The organism is Providencia rettgeri (assembly GCF_001874625.1).
Taxonomy (GTDB): Bacteria; Pseudomonadota; Gammaproteobacteria; order Enterobacterales; family Enterobacteriaceae; genus Providencia; species Providencia huashanensis.
On the sequence record NZ_CP017671.1, the window covers coordinates 1283267 to 1300500 of the forward strand.

Sequence of the window (17234 nt, forward strand, 5' to 3'; positions counted from 1 at the left end):
TAAATTGCAGTCTCTTTTACTTTGGTATTTTGGCTAATAGTTCTTCTAGTTTCTTTTGCTCTTCAGGGGTTGCATTTGCTGGAGTAGCGGTTAGCTGCAATACCTCATTTGATGTTTGCACATTAAAATGCACTTTCCCTTTTTCACCCTTGGTATAAGTAACGTCTTTTAGTGGAATACGGTAACAATGAGCGAAAATATTTGGGCGAATATACAAGTGTGCATCTTTAATGGCTAAATAAACGCTATCAGCTGCTTTCTTGCCAAAATAACCAAGGAAAATGGTTAAGACGAATAGAAACATACCTAAACTTTGGCTAAGTAAGATAAAGGCAACACTGATAATACCTAGAGCAATGACAACAATACGATTATTACGTTTATTAAACTCGATTTTTGTTGCAAAGTCGATATTGATGGTGGTATCGAATGGCTCTAATTGGCGATAACGCCAGCGGATCGCAGAAAAAATCATCCCCATGACAAACACTATTGTGATAGGCATGAGTGCAACGCTACTGATGATAGCAAGGCCAATGGCGAGCCTTGGTTTATATTTCATGACCATCATGCTGACAATTTGAATAGGAAAGCTGATGCAAGCAATCGTCATCAAGGTTTTCATTAATTCATGGTTTGCTGCACCATTTGAACCATCAATGGCGAGCTCTCCTGCATTGATCATATAGAGGAGTGAGCCCAAAATACTCGCGCTAAGAACCAGCCCTACCCACACGTAAATATTAAATTTGTTCATTTCTTTGCTCTATGCACCTTTTTATGTGTATTTCCCTATGATAATCCGTTATTCCTATTTCTAACACTAACTGTTTGTATTTTTTATTTTTGATAGAGGGGGAAATGAAAGGTATTTTGAAAAGAAAAAGGGATAAGCAAACGGCTTAACCCTTTCGTACTATAGATAAAGTAAGTAATTACTTCGCTTTACCTTGGTTCGCAACAGCTGCTTGTTTAGCCGCGATTTCGTCTTGGTTACCTAAGTAGTAACGTTTGATAGGTTTCATGTTCTCATCGAACTCATAAACCATTGGTACCGCAGTTGGGATATTCAAGTTCAGAATTTCATCTTCACCCATGTTATCCAAATATTTAACTAAGGCACGCAGAGAGTTACCGTGAGCTGCGATGATCACTTTTTCACCGCCAGCAACGCGAGGTTTGATCACTTCTTCCCAATAAGGAACAACACGCTCGATAGTGGTTGCTAAGCTTTCAGTAACCGGTAATTCTTTTTCAGAAAGTTTTGCGTAACGTGGGTCATGGCCAGGATAACGTTCATCGTCTTTAGTTAAATCTGGTGGAGTGATGGCAAAACCACGACGCCACAGTTTAACTTGCTCATCACCATATTTGGCCGCAGTTTCTGATTTGTCTAAGCCTTGGAGAGCACCATAATGACGCTCGTTTAATTTCCAGCTTTTTTCAACTGGCAGCCATTGCTGTTCAACTTGATCAAGGATGTTCCATAAAGTATGGATAGCGCGTTTTAGAACTGAGGTATAAGCGAAATCAAAAACAAAGCCTTCATCTTTTAGCAGTTGGCCTGCAATTTTTGCTTCTTCACGACCTTTATCAGACAGTTCTACATCAGTCCAACCTGTGAAGCGGTTCTCTTTGTTCCACTCACTTTCACCGTGTCTTACTAAAACCAGTTTAGTTACAGCCATAGCTAAAACTCCTATCAGTACACTCAAATTAAAAATGAATTATTGCTGACCTACATTATAGGGATAGTCAACTCGAACGCTAGTAGCAACTTACGTTTTATCGAAACCAAATCAAAAAACGGATAAACAATGGAAATATTCAAGCCATAATTTGGTTTGTAAGGGGAAAGTTGCCTTTTTATTATCCAGTTACCATTTTTACAGGGTAGGTAAAAAATAACAGATGAACTAAATTTAACCCGAAGTGAATCGATACAGCAAGCCATAATTTTCCACTCCACATCCATGCTAAGCCATAAATTAAGCCTGCAATGGCCGCAAAGAGAATTAAGAGTGGGCCGCCGGCAAAATGCACCCCACCAAATAAGAGAGCTGTAAGTATTAAAGCAAGGTAAGGGGAACCGAACCATTGGGTGAGTCTTTGTTGTAAATAACCACGAAATAGCGCTTCTTCAGCTAGTGAAACAAAAAGTAGATTACAGAGCACAAAAACAGGTAACCAACTAGGAAAATGCCATTCAAAGGCTAATCCGCCAGCAGTAGTCGCGACCAGCAATAAAAGAGGCACAGAAATAACCAGCAGTACCCATTGAACTTTAGTTGCATGCTTGGCTGGATGGCAGACAAATAACGTTGGTAAGCAGGCGAGTAAAATAAAAGGGACTAATGCCTTATCAAAATTAAAATACATAGTAAAAGGGGCGCTATGTGTGCCTACGGTGACTTTATCGAGATATTTCAGGTTATTAAACCCAGGAAATAAGTGAATAAATAGCCCTATAGCACAGGCAATTAACACAATCTCACTGCTTATTTTCAGCGCTAAATGGTGTTGGTAGTGTATGCGAATAAAAGAAACGGCTGCGACAACAATACAAAGTAAAAGGGCCGGCCAACTCATAATTCCAGACAATACTGCGGTAACAACCCCAAGCAATAACAGTATGAATGAAATCAATCGATACGTAGCAAGTGTTGCAAGTGAAGAGGCTAATATTAACCAAGCCATAAATAATACCTATATTAATCTTTAAACTATTATGGGCGGCAGAGTTTAATCATTTTTAATGAGTTTGCTAATCGTAAAGAATTAAAAATAAAAAATATTATTAATAATCAATTCATTATATTATTATTTTGGTAGTTGGTTGGTTAATCACTAGATTAACTTCGCCAATAAATCCGAAATAGAGCTTATTGGCGAAGTGATCAAATTTTAAAGTTCATCAATTTCGTAGCGGTATTTTCCGCTATCAGGGACGAAGGTTAACCGGTGAGTAATACAGGCTGGAGCATCTTCTTGGTGGTGAGTGACAAACAGTAATTGTGTGTTGCCTTGGCTTAGCATGACATCAATAAACCTAAGGACTAACAAGCGGTTCAACCCATCGAGCCCCTGTAATGGTTCGTCTAAAATTAGCATTGCAGGGTGTTTGACCAGAGCACGCGCAATTAAGACTAAACGTTGCTGCCCCCAAGACAGGCTATGGAAAGGTTGCTGTGCAGTTTGGGCTGAAAAACCTAATAAGGTTAACCATTCATTAGCTAATTGAATTTGACGGTCAGACGGGGCTTGATATAAGCCGATGGAGTCATGAAAGCCAGATATAATGACATTTAGTACACTGGTTGCGACCCGGTACTCTTGATGGATACTGTTACTGACATAGCCTATATGGCGTTTGATATCCCAAATTGTTTCTCCTGTACCTCTGCGACGGCCAAATAAGGTGAGGTCATTACTATAGCCTTGTGGGTGATCCCCTGTAATTAGGCTTAATAATGTGGATTTTCCCGCCCCATTTTCGCCAATAATCTGCCAATGTTCATTTGGGTTAACTTGCCAGTTTAGGCCATGCAAAATAGGTTGGTCGCTATAGCTAACAGTCCCATTCTTCAAAATGATACGAGGAACAGTATCATCTAGTTTTTCATCAGCAGTCGGATCTTCCGTTTCGGGAATCGATAGTAATTTTATTTTTTCACTGTGCTGTAATTGGTTAATTAGCGTGTTAGCGAGTACTGACTCTTTATCTCCTGAAAGGGACAGTTTGCAGTCCGCGACGACCCCCATTTTTTCAACAAACTCAGGGAGTTCGTCAAAACGGTTTAAAATTAAGATTAAAGTTAAGCCTTTTTCAGACAAACTATAGAGTAATTCACTGAGGTTGCTTCTGGAATAGACATCCAGACCATCAAAGGGTTCATCAAGGATTAATAAGTCAGGATTACCCATTAATGTTTGACATAACAATACCTTGCGGGTTTCCCCTGTTGAAAGGTATTTAAAGCGACGGGAGAGCAAGTCACTGATGCCAAAGCGAGCAGCAAGCTCTAGGCAATATTCATTATCTTTATGGTTAAATTGAATAATTTCAGCCGCAGTATATCCAGTGTCTTCTTCGTCTTCACTCAGCATATCCGTATTATTACGTTGCCACTCTTCAGTAATAATTTTCTGTAACTGTTCAAAGGAAAGGCGGACAGGGGAAAGAAAGGTATTGGTGACAATACCAGAAAGGGGTTTTAGTTCATTAGATAGCACGCGAGCTAAAGAGGATTTACCGCTGCCATTGGAACCAATAAAAGCCCAGTTTTCACCTTTTTCAATATTGAGTTGTTGAATTTCAAGTGTTTGTGTTTCACTGAGCTTAAAGCTGCCATGTTGTATAGTTATTGAGCTCATTAAGCTTCCTTATCATCATTTATTTACCTTGTCATCTATCACAAATAATCAGGATTGAAGATAAAGTCAACAACTGTAGGTGGGAGGATGAAAAAAAGGTAAATGCTTACTTACTTATTTGGTAAGTAAGCAGCGGTGGTTAGCACAGGGTGGCAACAATAACTTGGTCTGCATTAAATAAGGCAGTGATAGCATCATTAACATTGAGTGACAGTGTATCAATCTCGCTATTTGGCAGGGTTGAGCAGAGTGTTTCCCCGCCAGTCAGGGTTACAATAACTTCACTATTATCTTTACCACGTTCTAACATGGTAATTTTACCTGCTAAACAGTTATCGAACTCGGTTGCTTGTGGTTGTTTGCTTAGTTTTACCCAAGGCGCTTTAATGAGAGCAAGTACTTCTTTGCCTTCAACTAACCCTAAACGGTTAGCACTTTGTTCGGTTAATGCTGCATTAATCACGGTACTATTGTCCGCTAAACGAATTTGTACATGCTGTTGAACTTGCATGTGGTCGCGAGTGATAAGGGTGCCAAAAAATTGATTACGGGCGCTGGTTTGTAGTGAAAAGCGAGAAATCGCTGCCAGCAGGCTGTCTAAAGGTAGGTTATCTTCTTTTAAGACATCAAACGCTTTTTGTTGGATCTGAGCTAATAAGTCATATAACTGGAGCAGTCTTTCACCATAATGGGTTAATGTCGTACCGCCGCCTCCTTTGCCACCGGTTGCTCTGTCGACTAAAATATCATCGGTGAGTTGGTTCATCTCATTAATGGCATCCCAAGCACTTTTATAACTGATACCTGCAAGTTTGGCCCCTTGGCTGATAGAACCCGTCGCTTTAATTTGTTTGAGTAGCGCGATACGGCGTGGATCAGCGAATAAACTGCCTTGCAATTTAAGTGTGAGTAAGATTTCTGCCTGCATATTTTTCTCCCTTCCGGCTTAGTTGGTGGTGACAGAGGTAAAAAGCACGTTTAGTATGTCGTTAGTATAATATTTTGTCTAAAATAGTCTCCATTATAACGCTATTATGCGTTATTATTTTGATTTGATTTATAATCAAAAAATTGAGAGTCGAATTTCCCTCGTCAGCGTATCTTGTAGGCTGGTGGGTACAGTATCACTGAAGAGGCTTTTTTATGTTAGAACTGATTAAAAGTTTAGGTTTCGCCCTGATGATGGTTCCTGTTGTGATGTTTTTAATCATGGGCCTGATTTATGGTCTTGGTGCATTTTTTAACTTGTTATCTAAAGCGCATGTGCCACATCACCACAATACAGAGAACAAGTAACTTTTAGCGAGTTTCTTTTCTGACGGATTATAAAACTCCCTGATAACTCATTAAGCTATCAGGGAGTTTTTCGTTTAATCAAGTTCCCCTCTATGGATATAATGTATCATGGTAATTTCCATAGAGTTGTCTGCGGCTAGACTGGTTAAATTGTTGTTGTTCTGCTAAAGGTAACGCTAAAAAATTATTTTTGAAATTTTTCAGTGTTTCGACATAATTTTTTGTTGTAGTTTCAGCGAGTTGTTTAACGGCTTCAATGACAAAAAGGCCACAGCCATTTGGCACATTTTCTTGGATATTCCCTTCAATATATTCAATGTCGCTCTGTATTCCAGCTTCTTTAGCGCATTCTGTTATAGTTTGCTTAATTTCCGATGGTAATTGATGGTATGAATTAAAAACAAAGCTTTTAACTTTATTGTCAGTGACGTCGTGATAGAGCATAAATAGCACCCAATGAGCCCCTGTATTTATTGGAAATATTTCGGGCTTATTTAGAAAGTTGCTTTGTCTTTTTATTTCCTCAATAGTTGTTTTTAGCAAAGCCGCGTTGTCCTCGCTGATATCTAAAGGGTAGTTAACTGAAAATAAAGCTAAATAATCATCACTTATTAAGTTTGAATAAAGCTCATCACTTTGCTGCATTCGGTTATCACACCATAAATTACTCTCCGCGAGTGGTTTCGGCGCTGCCGGTTTTATATTATCGGGTTCCATAAATAAACGCGTTAGGCTTAATTTATCTGCAATATTGTTTAATGCGGAGCCAATGATATACAGTAATTTCGATGGTTTAGACAATACGGCTTGGTGATGTGCTGATTGATATAAAACTTTGCTCGTTTCTTGTATTTCTTTATCTACACCTTTCTTCGCTGGCAATTTTCCGCTAAATAAATCAAACAAGATATTTTGTGCTTGTTTTCCTACACTGTCTTGTCGTAAAGCTAGGTTATGTAATAAATCAATACTATTTAAGTTCCCTTCTCCAGACGATTTAGCTAAAGAATCTAAGGTTTCTTGGGGAATATCTTTGTCAAATAGCCCATAAAATTGTTGAGTGGTTAAGCTGCCTGAGTAATGAGCATTAGTTGGAGAATGTACTGTAGGTTGAATTGCCATATTATCTCCTCTGCTTTTATATACTTGTAAAAAGTTGAATGAAATATTCAAAGACACACGATTTGTGCCGATAAAGTTACAAGGGAAATAAGTTATAAACTATACAAAAACGATTCTTCGTAAACTAAAAACATGGCGTGTCTCTTTACCATTTAGGATAACATGCAGAAAAATTACATCATTTCTTGAGCCAGCACACTTTTATCACGAGTTTGACTTTAAGTTATCGCTGTATCCTGATATATATAGCGTGTTGATTAATACTATGGTGAATAAAAATGAAAAAAGGTTTGGTATCACTTCTCGCGGGTGCAACACTGACACTCACTATGGCTAGCCATAGTTTTGCTGCGGATAAAATAACGGTTTTCGCAGCTGCCTCATTAACTAACGCGCTGAATGAAATCTCTGAGCAATATAAGAAAGAGGCGAAAGTAGACGTTGTGGCATCTTATGCCTCTTCTTCAACATTGGCGCGTCAAATTGAGCAAGGAGCACCTGCTAATCTATTTATTTCTGCTGACCAGCAGTGGATGGATTATGCAATTGATAAAAAATTGATGGTGGATGATACTCGTTATACATTATTAGGTAATGAATTAGTGTTGATTGCACCAAAAGATTCTAAATTGGATAAAGTGGAAATCAATAAGCAAACAGATTGGAAAAAATTATTAGATGGCGGTCGTTTAGCCGTTGGTGATCCTGACCATGTACCTGTTGGTATTTATGCTAAAGAAGCATTGGGTAATTTAGGTGCATGGGAAACGGTTGATCCACTGTTAGCGCGTACTAACAATGTCCGCAGTGGTATGGCACTAGTTGAACGCCAAGAAGCACCTTTAGGCATTGTGTATGGTTCTGATGCGGTCGCTAGCCAAAAAGTAAAAGTGGTTGGTGTATTCCCTGCAGATACGCATAAACCTGTTGAATACCCAATGGCAATAGTTAAAGACCAAGATAATAAAGCGACTCGTGATTATTATGAGTATCTGAAAACTCCAGCAGCTTCTGAGGTTTTTAAACGTTATGGTTTCGAGCCACGTACCAAATAAACATTAAGAGATTATATTGTTGCAGATGTTAAGTCCTTATGAATGGGAAGCAATTTACTTAAGCCTAAAAGTATCAAGCGTAGCGGTATTATTCAGCTTACCGCTTGGGATATTAGTTGCATGGGTATTAGTTCGCTGTAATTTTCCTGGCAAAACATTGCTCGATAGTATTATCCACCTACCACTGGTATTGCCACCAGTGGTAGTGGGTTATTTATTATTGATCAGTATGGGAAAACGCGGTTTTATTGGTGAATGGTTATATAACTGGTTTGGTTTTAGCTTCACCTTTAGTTGGCGAGGGGCTGCGCTTGCTTCGGCCGTGGTCGCTTTTCCGTTGATGGTACGAGCAATTCGTTTAGCATTAGAAGCGGTAGATAGAAAGCTAGAGCAAGCGGCTAGAACATTAGGTGCCACGCCATTGCGCGTTTTTCTCACCATCACCATTCCGCTTTCTTTGCCGGGTATCATTGTAGGCACAGTGCTTGCTTTCGCCCGTTCTTTAGGGGAATTCGGTGCCACGATTACATTTGTATCAAATATACCTGGAGAAACTCAAACCATTCCATTAGCGATGTATACCTTAATTGAGACGCCGGGTGCAGAGGTTGATGCTGCACGCTTATGTATTATCGCGATCGTTCTTGCATTAATTTCATTATTAATTTCAGAATGGCTGACCCGTTGGGGTAAAAAGCGTTTGGGGGTAGCCTGATATGTTAGAACTCAACTTTTCCCAAAAGTTAGGGGACTTACAGCTGGAAGTGAATACACAATTACCAACAGAAAGCATTACTGCGGTTTTCGGGCTTTCTGGTGCAGGTAAAACCTCTTTAATCAATGTGATAGGCGGTTTAACTAAGCCAAATAAAGGGCGGATAGTGTTAAATGGTCGTACATTGGTTGATGTCGAAAAACGGATTTGTTTACCGCCAGAGCAGCGTCACATAGGTTATGTTTTTCAGGATGCGCGGTTATTTCCACATTACCGTGTCAAAAGTAATTTACGTTATGGCATGGCGCCAAAAATGAAAACACGCTTTGATGATATCGTTGAGTTGCTGGGTATCGAAAAGTTACTCAACCGTTATCCAATAACATTATCTGGCGGTGAGAAACAACGCGTTGCGATTGGTCGTGCTTTATTAACTGCGCCAGAAATTCTGCTGATGGATGAACCCCTTGCTTCTTTGGATCTCCCCCGCAAACGTGAGTTATTACCTTATTTAGAAAAGCTTTCTCAAGATGTTAAAATCCCTATTTTATATGTCAGTCATAGTCTTGATGAAATATTGCGCCTAGCGGATAAAGTCATTGTAATGGCTCAAGGGAAAGTTAAAGCATTTGGCCCATTAGAAGACGTCTGGGCGAGCAGTGCATTACGTCCTTGGTTACAGCAAGAAACATTGAGCAGTGTGGTGAGTGCAAAGGTACATAGTCAACACCCTGATTACGATATGACAGCGGTAATTGTCGGCGGTCAAAAGTTATGGGTTCCGCGAGTTGAAATGCAGCAAGGGGCTGAAGTACGTATACGTATCGATGCTTCGGATGTTTCTTTGGTTTTAGAAAAGCCGCAAGTGAGTAGTATTCGTAATATTTTAGCGGCAGAAGTTATTGAATGGATTGAAGATGGTGAGCAAGTTGATGTGAAGCTAGATTTAGGTGAAGAACATTATCTATGGGCTCGCATCACCCGCTGGGCGAGGGATGAGCTTTCTATTCGTAAAGGAAGAAAGGTGTTTGCACAGGTGAAAAGTGTCTCGCTTTCTCGTCAGCTATAGTGAGGCAAATATTAGAGATATAGCTATTTTGCGTCAGTTTGCTATATCTCATCGATTTGTTACAAATAATATTTAACAGTTTTTTGAGCACCTAAGATGATGAGTTGCTGGTATGCAGCCTTGATTTTTTTAACTACTTGGTGGTTTCTCGAAAGTTGGGGTGGGAAAATAGCGCCTATTTTTAACAAGTTGTCGACAGTTTCAAGGCTAAAACCATATTTTTGGTAGATTTCCGCAAACTCGTTTCGTAATGGGTCCTGGATACTCACTGGGTTACCTTGTTCATTGACCCCGCTGACATATTTCATCCATGCAGCAACACCCAGTGCTAGGAGCGTATAGTCTGAACCCTGTTGCTGATGCCACATAATAGAATCTAATAGGCGCTGGGGTAATTTTTGGCTGCCATCAATCGCTATTTGCGCTGTCTTATGTTTAATGGCGCGATTGCTAAAGCGTTTTAATAAATCTTGTGCATATTTTCTCAGGTTTGTATCACTTGGCATTGTCAGTGTTGGCGCTTGCTCATGAAGCATTAATTTGTGTACTGCTTGGCTAAAATCAGGGTTCTGCATAGTGTCAGAGATAAACTCATACCCTGCTAGATGACCTAGATAAGCTAGGAAAGAATGGCTCCCATTGAGCATTCTAAGTTTCATCATTTCATAAGGTGCAACATCAGGTACAAATTGTACGCCGACACGTTGCCAATCTGGTCTGCCATTAGCAAAACAATCTTCAATAACCCATTGACTAAATGACTCACTGATCACTGCGCATGGGTCATCTTTCCCAATGAGTTGTTTAATTTCGGCGTATGAACTTTCAGTCATAGCAGGGACAATCCTATCAACCATGGTATTTGGAAAAGTGATATTTTTTTCAATCCATTGTGCTAGTTGATTATCTTGTTGAATGGCTAAACCAATAATAGCCTGACGTGCTGTTTCTCCATTATTGCGGATATTATCGCAAGAAAGAATGGTGACAGGGGGCAGGTTTCTCTGAAAACGTAAACGAAGTGCGGCAACGATATAACCTAAAACAGATTGAGGTTCCATAGGGTTAGTGAGGTCATGTTGTATAAACGGATTAGCTAAATCCAGCTTATCCGTTGAGGGCGAAATACAATAGCCTTTCTCTGTCACGGTTAGTGAAATAATGGCAATTTCGGGGGCAGCCATTTTTTCAATAATCGCATTAATACCATCAATACGCGGGTGCATAGCCTGCTTAATTGCCTTGATAGTCCTTAGTGTTGATTTTTCTTCATCTTTTTCTAGCAAAGTATAATTGCAATGCTGTTCGTTTAATTGGTTGATTAATATTGCACCACGCTCAGACATTAAATTAATTTCACAATAGCCCCAATTAGATTGGAACTTTTCAAGTAATAAATGTGTATAAAGGGCTTGATGGGCGCGATGAAATGCACCACAGCCAAGATGTATCATTTGTGAGGTGACTTGTGATGTATTACGTCGAGCTGTGTTACGGAGCTTGTTTTTTGAACTAGACATAGGCGCCATAATCCCCCTGAGAATAACAGTAATTTAGGTTAGAGCTGCTTCGGTTTCTTTATAATTAAAAACAAAATGGTTTTTAATTTAGGTGAAAAATAGCAGTATTGTAGAGGAAAGTAAAATATTGGCTTAACAAACTATTTTTTACTGGATTATATAAATCAGAGATTACTTCAGTCATGAATTTGTTTAGTTGATTGATTTTATTATTTTATTTATTTTTTCTGGCAGTGGTTTCTAATGAGAATTGTCTAGTTTAATAGGAGGTAAACAAACATAATTCAAATTTCAAATTGTATTTTATCATTGAATTTTGATTGTGATCCCATTTTTAGATCATTTAAAAACAAACATGTTCTAAAATAATATTAACGGTGCTAGTTTCAATAGTGCGCGCTTTTTGTCCGTTTTTTATAAAACATACCTAAATAATGTATTCCTAAAATGTAGGGGGCAGTATGAGTGACACTATTTCAGAACAATTAGCTACAGAAACTGTAAGCGAAACGCCTGCAGCTGATAAAAAAACAATTAGAAAAGTCATGATGGCAAGCGTATCAGGAACAGTAATCGAGTGGTATGACTATTCGTTATATGGTGCAGCAGCTGGATTGGTTATTAATAAACTTTATTTTCCTAATCTATCGCCCACAATTGCAACGTTAGCAGCATTTCTTACTTTTGCTGTCGGTTTTATTTCACGTCCCTTAGGTGGGGTGATTATTGCCCATATTGGCGACCGATATGGGCGAAAACCAGCGCTTATCTTCGCAATTGTATTAATGGGGATCGCAACATTAGCTCTGGGGTTATTACCAACTTATTATCATATCGGTATTTGGGCAACAATCGCTTTAGTTATCATACGGTTAATGCAAGGCTTTGGTTCAGGTGCTGAACTTGCAGGAGCGCAAACCTTTGTGGCGGAATATGTTCCGATGAAGCAGAGGGGGTTTTATACCTCGTTAATTAATGCATCAACAGGAATTGCCATTTTATTATCTACAGCCGCTTTTTTTGCCGTATCACAATTACCTGATGAAGCATTTATGAGCTGGGGCTGGCGCGTCCCTTTCTTGTTATCTATCGTTTTATTTGTTGTAGCCATTTATATCCGTAAACAACTAGATGAAACGCCAGAATACGTTAAATCCGTTGAAAAGGCAGAGGTAGAGAAAAAAGAACAAAAAATTCCTATTAAGGAGCTCTTTATTCATAGTCGAAAAAACTTACTCTGTGGTTTTTTCAGTTTAGCTGGTCACCAAGCTAATGGTTATGTGTTGAGCGTATTCAGTATTAGTTATCTCACCAATACGTTGGGTATGGAAAAGTCAGATGGGTTGATGGCGTTAATGGTTGCCGTGCTTATTAATACGCTGATGACCCCTGTCATGGGGCGGTTAACGGATAAATATGGCACTACTGCAATTTTCTCATTCGGGGCAATTTTCTTAGGCGTTTTTGCTTTTCCATTATTCTGGCTACTAGGTAGCGGCAGCTTAATGTTGGCAACGCTTGGAATGTGTATTGCTTATGGTATTGGGCATGGTGCAACATCAGGGGCTCAAGGCGCGTTCTTAGCTAATCTATTCCCAACGCAATATCGGTATTCAGGTATTGCGCTCTCTCGTGAACTAAACAGTGTCATTTTTGCAGGTTCAACACCTGTTATTGCTGCTGCATTGGTTTCTGTTGGTGATGGGAAACCCACCTATGTTGTTTATTACTTAATCTTTTGTTGTGTGCTGACGTTAACTGCTGTGCAAATGGCTAAGAAATTGAAGCAACACCAGTAAGACACTTTGCTAAATAAACGGTTATTTATTAAGTATGAGGTTGGTATGGATATTATTATTTCTGAAAATAAGCAGATTTTAGGTAAACAAGCCAGTCGAGCAGGAGCTTATGCTATTCAAAAAGCATTAAGTGAAAAATCAGAGATTGCGATTATTGTCGCCACTGGTGCGAGTCAGTTTGAAATGTTGGAACACTTAATTGATGAGGATATTGATTGGTCACGAATTACCATTTTTCATTTGGATGAATATATCGGACTTGATGAAGGACACCCCGCAAGTTTTCGTCGATATTTACAAGAGCGCTTGGTGAATAAATTACCTTCGCTACATCAATTTATTGGTGTGAATGGTTCAGCCAAAAACATTGATGAGGAAATCCAACGTTTGAACCAGGTTATTCGTCAATATGAAATCGATGTCTGTTTTGCTGGTATCGGGGAAAATGGACATTTAGCGTTCAATGATCCCCCCGCAGACTTCAGTATAAGTTCTCCTTATATTGTTGTGAACCTTGATGATGCCTGCAGAAAACAACAATTAGGAGAGAAATGGTTTTCTCAGTTGGAAGACGTCCCAAAACAAGCCATTTCGATGAGTATAATGCAAATTTTAAGGTCTAAAACGTTAATTCTCAGTGTACCTGACTTACGCAAGTCTATTGCAGTTAAAAACACGGTAGAAGGGGAAATAACGAACCAAGTACCTGCATCCATTGTGCAACAGCATAACAATTGCTACCTATTTTTGGATAAAGATTCCGCATCATTATTATCAGCGGTTGATTAGGGAAAAGTATTGAAGGATTAAACTATGACGATAACTGATGGTTTATTTGATATTCAGGTCAATGGGTTTGCAGGCATTGATTTTAATGATAAAAATATTACTGCGGAAGCGGTTGATTATGCGCTAGAAGCAATGCTAAAAACAGGGGTGACTTCTTGTTTACCGACGTTAATTACAGCATCTGCGTCAGTATTGACTGAGCGTTTTCAAGCGCTTGATAAGGCAGTATCAACAAGTCGTCTTGGTGAATTGATGGTTCCTGGCTACCATTTGGAGGGGCCATTTATTAACCCTAAGTGCGGTTATGCAGGGTGTCATCCCCCGAGTGATATAATTAAACCTGATATCCAGTTAGTTGCTAATTTAGAAAGTATGCTCACTAGACCAATATTGCTAGTGACTTATGCACCTGAATTTGACCAGAACTTTCAATTTGCCAAGCAGTTAGTTAACACGGGGAAATGCGTTGCTGTGGGGCACTCTAATATTAATTTTAGCCAAATGGATGAAGCTGCCAAAATTGGTATTTGTATGAGTACCCACTTAGGAAATGGCATTCCTCAGCAGTTACATAAGTTAGATAACACACTACAAGCCCAGTTAAGTTGTGATGCTATAGGCGCAAGCTTTATTGCTGATGGTATACATATTCCATTTCCAGCGTTGAAAAATCTATTAAGAGCGAAAACTATCACTAGATCCATTTTAGTTACGGATGCTGTTAGTGCTGCCGGTAGTGTCAAAGCTGGGAATTATCAATTTGCTTCAATGTCAATTGAACGAACTGAAGATGGTACGGTACGTGTTCCCGGTGAGGCTAATTTAGCAGGTTCAAGCCTGACATTGGACCAAGCGATACGTAACGTTGTACACAACCAGATAGTGAGTTTTGATGATGCAATAAGAATGGCAACTGTTAATCCACGGCATTACTTGCAACCCGCTTTTGCGTTTCATGGCATAACATCGCCTATCACGACGATAACATGGGATGAGCAACTTAATGTTATTCATAGCGTAATCAACGAAGAACTTGTGTATGAATAAACGATTTAGTTATTTCAATTTATCGTTTTAATTAATAGAACTCCCCCAGTAATCGAGCAACTCATTACTGGGGGCTTTATTTGCCGGCTGCTTATGGCATTTTTTTCTACAATAAATAAGGATTGATTGAGTATCGATCCTTAAGGCATACTTTATCGATAGTTATTTACCGTGTTTCTAACTAGAGAAGGGTTAGGCTGTATATAGGTAGCCTGTTTCAATATGTCATGCAGGTTTGATGAGTGTTGATAGGGCCTAAAATAGACAGCTTTATGTCTACTTATTATGATATTTAAACAAACGACAGGCTTTCTATCACATTTACCGATTACTCAACCTATTACTCACGACAAAGAACGGATTTTCTTTGCGATTTTAAATGGGCAAATTACCACGCGCCGTGAAGCAGTAAAGCTGTTAAAGATCCGTTCAACTACTGTATCTGAGCAGGTCACACAGCTCTTAGATAGCCGATTATTAACCGAAACAATTAGCCAGCACTCAGGTCGAGGTCGACCCTCGATGGTATTGGTTGTTAATCCTAATCGGTTAGTGACTTTAGTATTTCAAGTCATTAGCTTGTCATTACATGTGTTTGCTATCAATTTAGTATCTAATGTCATCGCTCATGAACAACTTGAAGCTTCACCAGAGTGCGATAATTCAGCTTTAGCGGACAAAATTCGCCAGCTTTATGACAACATTATTCAAAAAATACCCAAATCAGCCGAAGTTACAGGGTGTGTTTTTTCCTTAGGTGGGGTCTTTGATCGCCAGACCTACCATTGGATACACGCCTCTCGCTGGCCGAAAATGAATAATCTGAATATCAAAAGCATATTCCCTCCAGAGTATCGGGTTGTATTATCGAGAACACTGGACGATGAACTGATGTTGCATGTTCTTGAACGTAATAAAAGTACGTTATTGCTGCATTGGGGGTACGGGGTTGGGGTTGCATTTAGTACGGCAGATAATTATATCAATATCGGTGGGAATGCTTTTGGTGAGATAGGGCATTGGAATATTCCCAGCCAAACGAAGCCTTGTCAGTGTGGGCAAGTTGGGTGCCTAGAAACAGTCACTGCTTTATGGTCTATCGGTACGGATGTTCTTGCCGATAAATTTAAAGCGCATGATGATGAAGAAAATGTTGCCGAAATTTTAGCCTCCTCTGATTTAGCAAATAATTCGACAATGCAGCAAGCTATTTCACATATGGCACATGCAGCATCCAATATTTGTCGGGTATTTTTTCCTTCACGGCTGATTGTTTCAGGGCCATTTGTGAAAAACCCACAAATTTGGGCTGCATTTTGTGATAGTTTTCAACAGCAAAACCGTTTTTTTGGTCAGGCATTACCTGAACTTTCAATGAGCCAAATTAGCCGTAACTCACGGATTTATGGTGCGGCTTTACCTGTTTTGGAACAAACATTAATAGAGTTACTTGCTCAATAGCCTAACGTATTATTAGCTAGCCGAATAAAAAGAGCCGGTGTGCCTCCTTTTATTCGGCTAATGGCTTATAAAACGTACTTACGGATCACTTCGGCAATACCCGGTTCAGTGTTTACACGTGTCACCAGTTTTGCTTGTTGTTTGATTTCATCCACGGCATTGCCCATTGCTACACCTAAACCTGCGGTAGTAAGCATGCTTAAGTCATTGAAGTTATCGCCAAAAGCAACAACATCTTGCATTGTCATACCTTGAGATTCAACCCATTCTTTTAAACGTTGGCCTTTACTATTACCTTTGAGACCAATGTCCACTTGGTCAACCCATGACCATTCGCAGTCTAAGCCAAAGTCCGTTTCAATTTCATGAACGACTTGTTTTAATCGTTCTGTATCTGGGTAGCTAACGGCGAATTTCCATATAGATTCATAGTCATGCATAACATCAGCAAAGTCTTCCACAAACTCAATAGTTGGTCGTTGTGCTACAGGTAATGACTCCGCCCAATTTAAGGTACGTTTAATCCCTTCAGTTTGTGCGTTGTAGAGCATGGCATTATCGACATACATTAGATGTTGAATATCGGTTCCACGTAATTTATCGATCATTTGAGTGACAGAGTCGAGCGGCATCGGATCAGACTTTAACACTTTTTTACCCAAATAATCATATAGGTATGTACCGTTACAACAAATCGCGGGGGTATCAAGGTCTAAGGCTTGGTAAAACGGGTGGATCGCAACATGGTGGCGACCTGTTACTATGATAACTTTAACGCCTTGGCGTCGAGCTTCCTGTAAGACAGCTAAAGATTCAGGTAGGATTTTTTTTTGGTGATCTAGCAATGTTCCATCAAGATCGAGCGCAATAACGCGGTATGACATAAACGGCTCCACGTGATTTTACAGGTTGCCTATCTTAATCAAGTATAAAGATAGGAGGGAAGATGAATTAATTACAGCTATAAATTATCCATTCGAAAATAAT

The 17234-nt window shown here is 39.4% G+C and carries 16 protein-coding genes; 8 read left to right on the forward strand and 8 right to left on the reverse strand.

The features are described 5' to 3' along the window. Positions 1-16: 16 nt before the first annotated feature. From RB151_RS05740 to modE, 5 genes are all read right to left on the reverse strand, one after another. Positions 17-757 (reverse strand): hypothetical protein, encoded by a 741-nt coding sequence (locus RB151_RS05740; protein ID WP_042846627.1) that lies wholly within the window; start codon positions 755-757, stop codon positions 17-19. Between the two features lie 178 nt (positions 758-935). Next, positions 936-1688 (reverse strand): 2,3-diphosphoglycerate-dependent phosphoglycerate mutase, encoded by a 753-nt coding sequence (gene gpmA, locus RB151_RS05745; RefSeq protein WP_071547841.1) that lies wholly within the window; start codon positions 1686-1688, stop codon positions 936-938. A 181-nt stretch (positions 1689-1869) separates the two neighbouring features. Further along, positions 1870-2697 (reverse strand): CPBP family intramembrane glutamic endopeptidase, encoded by an 828-nt coding sequence (locus RB151_RS05750; protein WP_071547842.1) that lies wholly within the window; start codon positions 2695-2697, stop codon positions 1870-1872. 207 nt (positions 2698-2904) lie between these two features. After that, entirely contained in the window at positions 2905-4374 is a 1470-nt protein-coding gene (gene modF, locus RB151_RS05755; RefSeq protein WP_071547843.1) for a molybdate ABC transporter ATP-binding protein ModF, read from the reverse strand. A 139-nt stretch (positions 4375-4513) separates the two neighbouring features. Further along, complete coding sequence (gene modE, locus RB151_RS05760) at positions 4514-5302, reverse strand: molybdenum-dependent transcriptional regulator (RefSeq protein WP_042846623.1); 789 nt, start codon at positions 5300-5302, stop codon at positions 4514-4516. A 215-nt stretch (positions 5303-5517) separates the two neighbouring features. On the opposite strand from modE, the gene RB151_RS05765 reads away from it, so the two are divergent. After that, positions 5518-5670, forward strand: coding sequence for an AcrZ family multidrug efflux pump-associated protein (locus RB151_RS05765; protein WP_004256731.1), 153 nt, complete (start codon positions 5518-5520; stop codon positions 5668-5670). Positions 5671-5760: 90 nt separating this feature from the next. On the opposite strand, the gene RB151_RS05770 is transcribed toward RB151_RS05765, so the two are convergent. Continuing rightward, complete coding sequence (locus tag RB151_RS05770) at positions 5761-6792, reverse strand: ElaD/SseL family deubiquitinase (protein WP_042846622.1); 1032 nt, start codon at positions 6790-6792, stop codon at positions 5761-5763. Between the two features lie 278 nt (positions 6793-7070). Between RB151_RS05770 and modA the strand changes: the two genes are divergently transcribed. Genes modA through modC form a run of 3 tightly spaced genes read left to right on the forward strand, consistent with a single transcriptional unit; the run spans position 7071 to position 9631 of the window. Then, entirely contained in the window at positions 7071-7847 is a 777-nt protein-coding gene (gene modA / locus RB151_RS05775) for a molybdate ABC transporter substrate-binding protein (RefSeq protein ID WP_042846621.1), read from the forward strand. Between the two features lie 25 nt (positions 7848-7872). Next, positions 7873-8562 (forward strand): molybdate ABC transporter permease subunit, encoded by a 690-nt coding sequence (gene modB, locus RB151_RS05780; protein ID WP_042846620.1) that lies wholly within the window; start codon positions 7873-7875, stop codon positions 8560-8562. A 1-nt stretch (position 8563) separates the two neighbouring features. Beyond that, positions 8564-9631, forward strand: a complete 1068-nt coding sequence (modC, locus tag RB151_RS05785; protein ID WP_071547844.1) for a molybdenum ABC transporter ATP-binding protein ModC — start codon at positions 8564-8566, stop codon at positions 9629-9631. A 59-nt stretch (positions 9632-9690) separates the two neighbouring features. On the opposite strand, the gene RB151_RS05790 is transcribed toward modC, so the two are convergent. After that, positions 9691-11151, reverse strand: coding sequence for a mannitol dehydrogenase family protein (locus RB151_RS05790; protein ID WP_071548827.1), 1461 nt, complete (start codon positions 11149-11151; stop codon positions 9691-9693). Positions 11152-11612: 461 nt separating this feature from the next. On the opposite strand from RB151_RS05790, the gene RB151_RS05795 reads away from it, so the two are divergent. The 4 genes from RB151_RS05795 (at position 11613) to RB151_RS05810 (ending at position 16247) form a co-directional block, all read left to right on the forward strand. Further along, positions 11613-12950 (forward strand): MFS transporter, encoded by a 1338-nt coding sequence (locus RB151_RS05795; protein ID WP_042846618.1) that lies wholly within the window; start codon positions 11613-11615, stop codon positions 12948-12950. Between the two features lie 6 nt (positions 12951-12956). Then, positions 12957-13739, forward strand: coding sequence for a glucosamine-6-phosphate deaminase (locus tag RB151_RS05800; protein WP_225832871.1), 783 nt, complete (start codon positions 12957-12959; stop codon positions 13737-13739). A 24-nt stretch (positions 13740-13763) separates the two neighbouring features. Further along, entirely contained in the window at positions 13764-14786 is a 1023-nt protein-coding gene (locus RB151_RS05805) for an N-acetylglucosamine-6-phosphate deacetylase (RefSeq protein WP_048606483.1), read from the forward strand. 285 nt (positions 14787-15071) lie between these two features. Continuing rightward, positions 15072-16247: an ROK family protein gene (locus RB151_RS05810; RefSeq protein ID WP_042846615.1), complete on the forward strand. Its 1176-nt coding sequence runs from the start codon at positions 15072-15074 to the stop codon at positions 16245-16247. Between the two features lie 65 nt (positions 16248-16312). On the opposite strand, the gene RB151_RS05815 is transcribed toward RB151_RS05810, so the two are convergent. Continuing rightward, a complete protein-coding gene (locus RB151_RS05815; RefSeq protein ID WP_042846614.1) occupies positions 16313-17131 on the reverse strand; it encodes a pyridoxal phosphatase in 819 nt (272 codons plus the stop codon). Positions 17132-17234: the final 103 nt, after the last annotated feature.

Bases quoted from the DNA above. Each gene is read 5' to 3' on its own strand.
- RB151_RS05740 (WP_042846627.1), bottom strand. From the start codon at position 757: ATGAACAAATTTAATATTTACGTGTGGGTAGGGCTGGTTCTTAGCGCG.
- gpmA (WP_071547841.1), bottom strand. From the start codon at position 1,688: ATGGCTGTAACTAAACTGGTTTTAGTAAGACACGGTGAAAGTGAGTGG.
- RB151_RS05750 (WP_071547842.1), bottom strand. From the start codon at position 2,697: ATGGCTTGGTTAATATTAGCCTCTTCACTTGCAACACTTGCTACGTAT.
- modF (WP_071547843.1), bottom strand. From the start codon at position 4,374: ATGAGCTCAATAACTATACAACATGGCAGCTTTAAGCTCAGTGAAACA.
- modE (WP_042846623.1), bottom strand. From the start codon at position 5,302: ATGCAGGCAGAAATCTTACTCACACTTAAATTGCAAGGCAGTTTATTC.
- RB151_RS05765 (WP_004256731.1), top strand. From the start codon at position 5,518: ATGTTAGAACTGATTAAAAGTTTAGGTTTCGCCCTGATGATGGTTCCT.
- RB151_RS05770 (WP_042846622.1), bottom strand. From the start codon at position 6,792: ATGGCAATTCAACCTACAGTACATTCTCCAACTAATGCTCATTACTCA.
- modA (WP_042846621.1), top strand. From the start codon at position 7,071: ATGAAAAAAGGTTTGGTATCACTTCTCGCGGGTGCAACACTGACACTC.
- modB (WP_042846620.1), top strand. From the start codon at position 7,873: ATGTTAAGTCCTTATGAATGGGAAGCAATTTACTTAAGCCTAAAAGTA.
- modC (WP_071547844.1), top strand. From the start codon at position 8,564: ATGTTAGAACTCAACTTTTCCCAAAAGTTAGGGGACTTACAGCTGGAA.
- RB151_RS05790 (WP_071548827.1), bottom strand. From the start codon at position 11,151: ATGTCTAGTTCAAAAAACAAGCTCCGTAACACAGCTCGACGTAATACA.
- RB151_RS05795 (WP_042846618.1), top strand. From the start codon at position 11,613: ATGAGTGACACTATTTCAGAACAATTAGCTACAGAAACTGTAAGCGAA.
- RB151_RS05805 (WP_048606483.1), top strand. From the start codon at position 13,764: ATGACGATAACTGATGGTTTATTTGATATTCAGGTCAATGGGTTTGCA.
- RB151_RS05810 (WP_042846615.1), top strand. From the start codon at position 15,072: ATGATATTTAAACAAACGACAGGCTTTCTATCACATTTACCGATTACT.
- RB151_RS05815 (WP_042846614.1), bottom strand. From the start codon at position 17,131: ATGTCATACCGCGTTATTGCGCTCGATCTTGATGGAACATTGCTAGAT.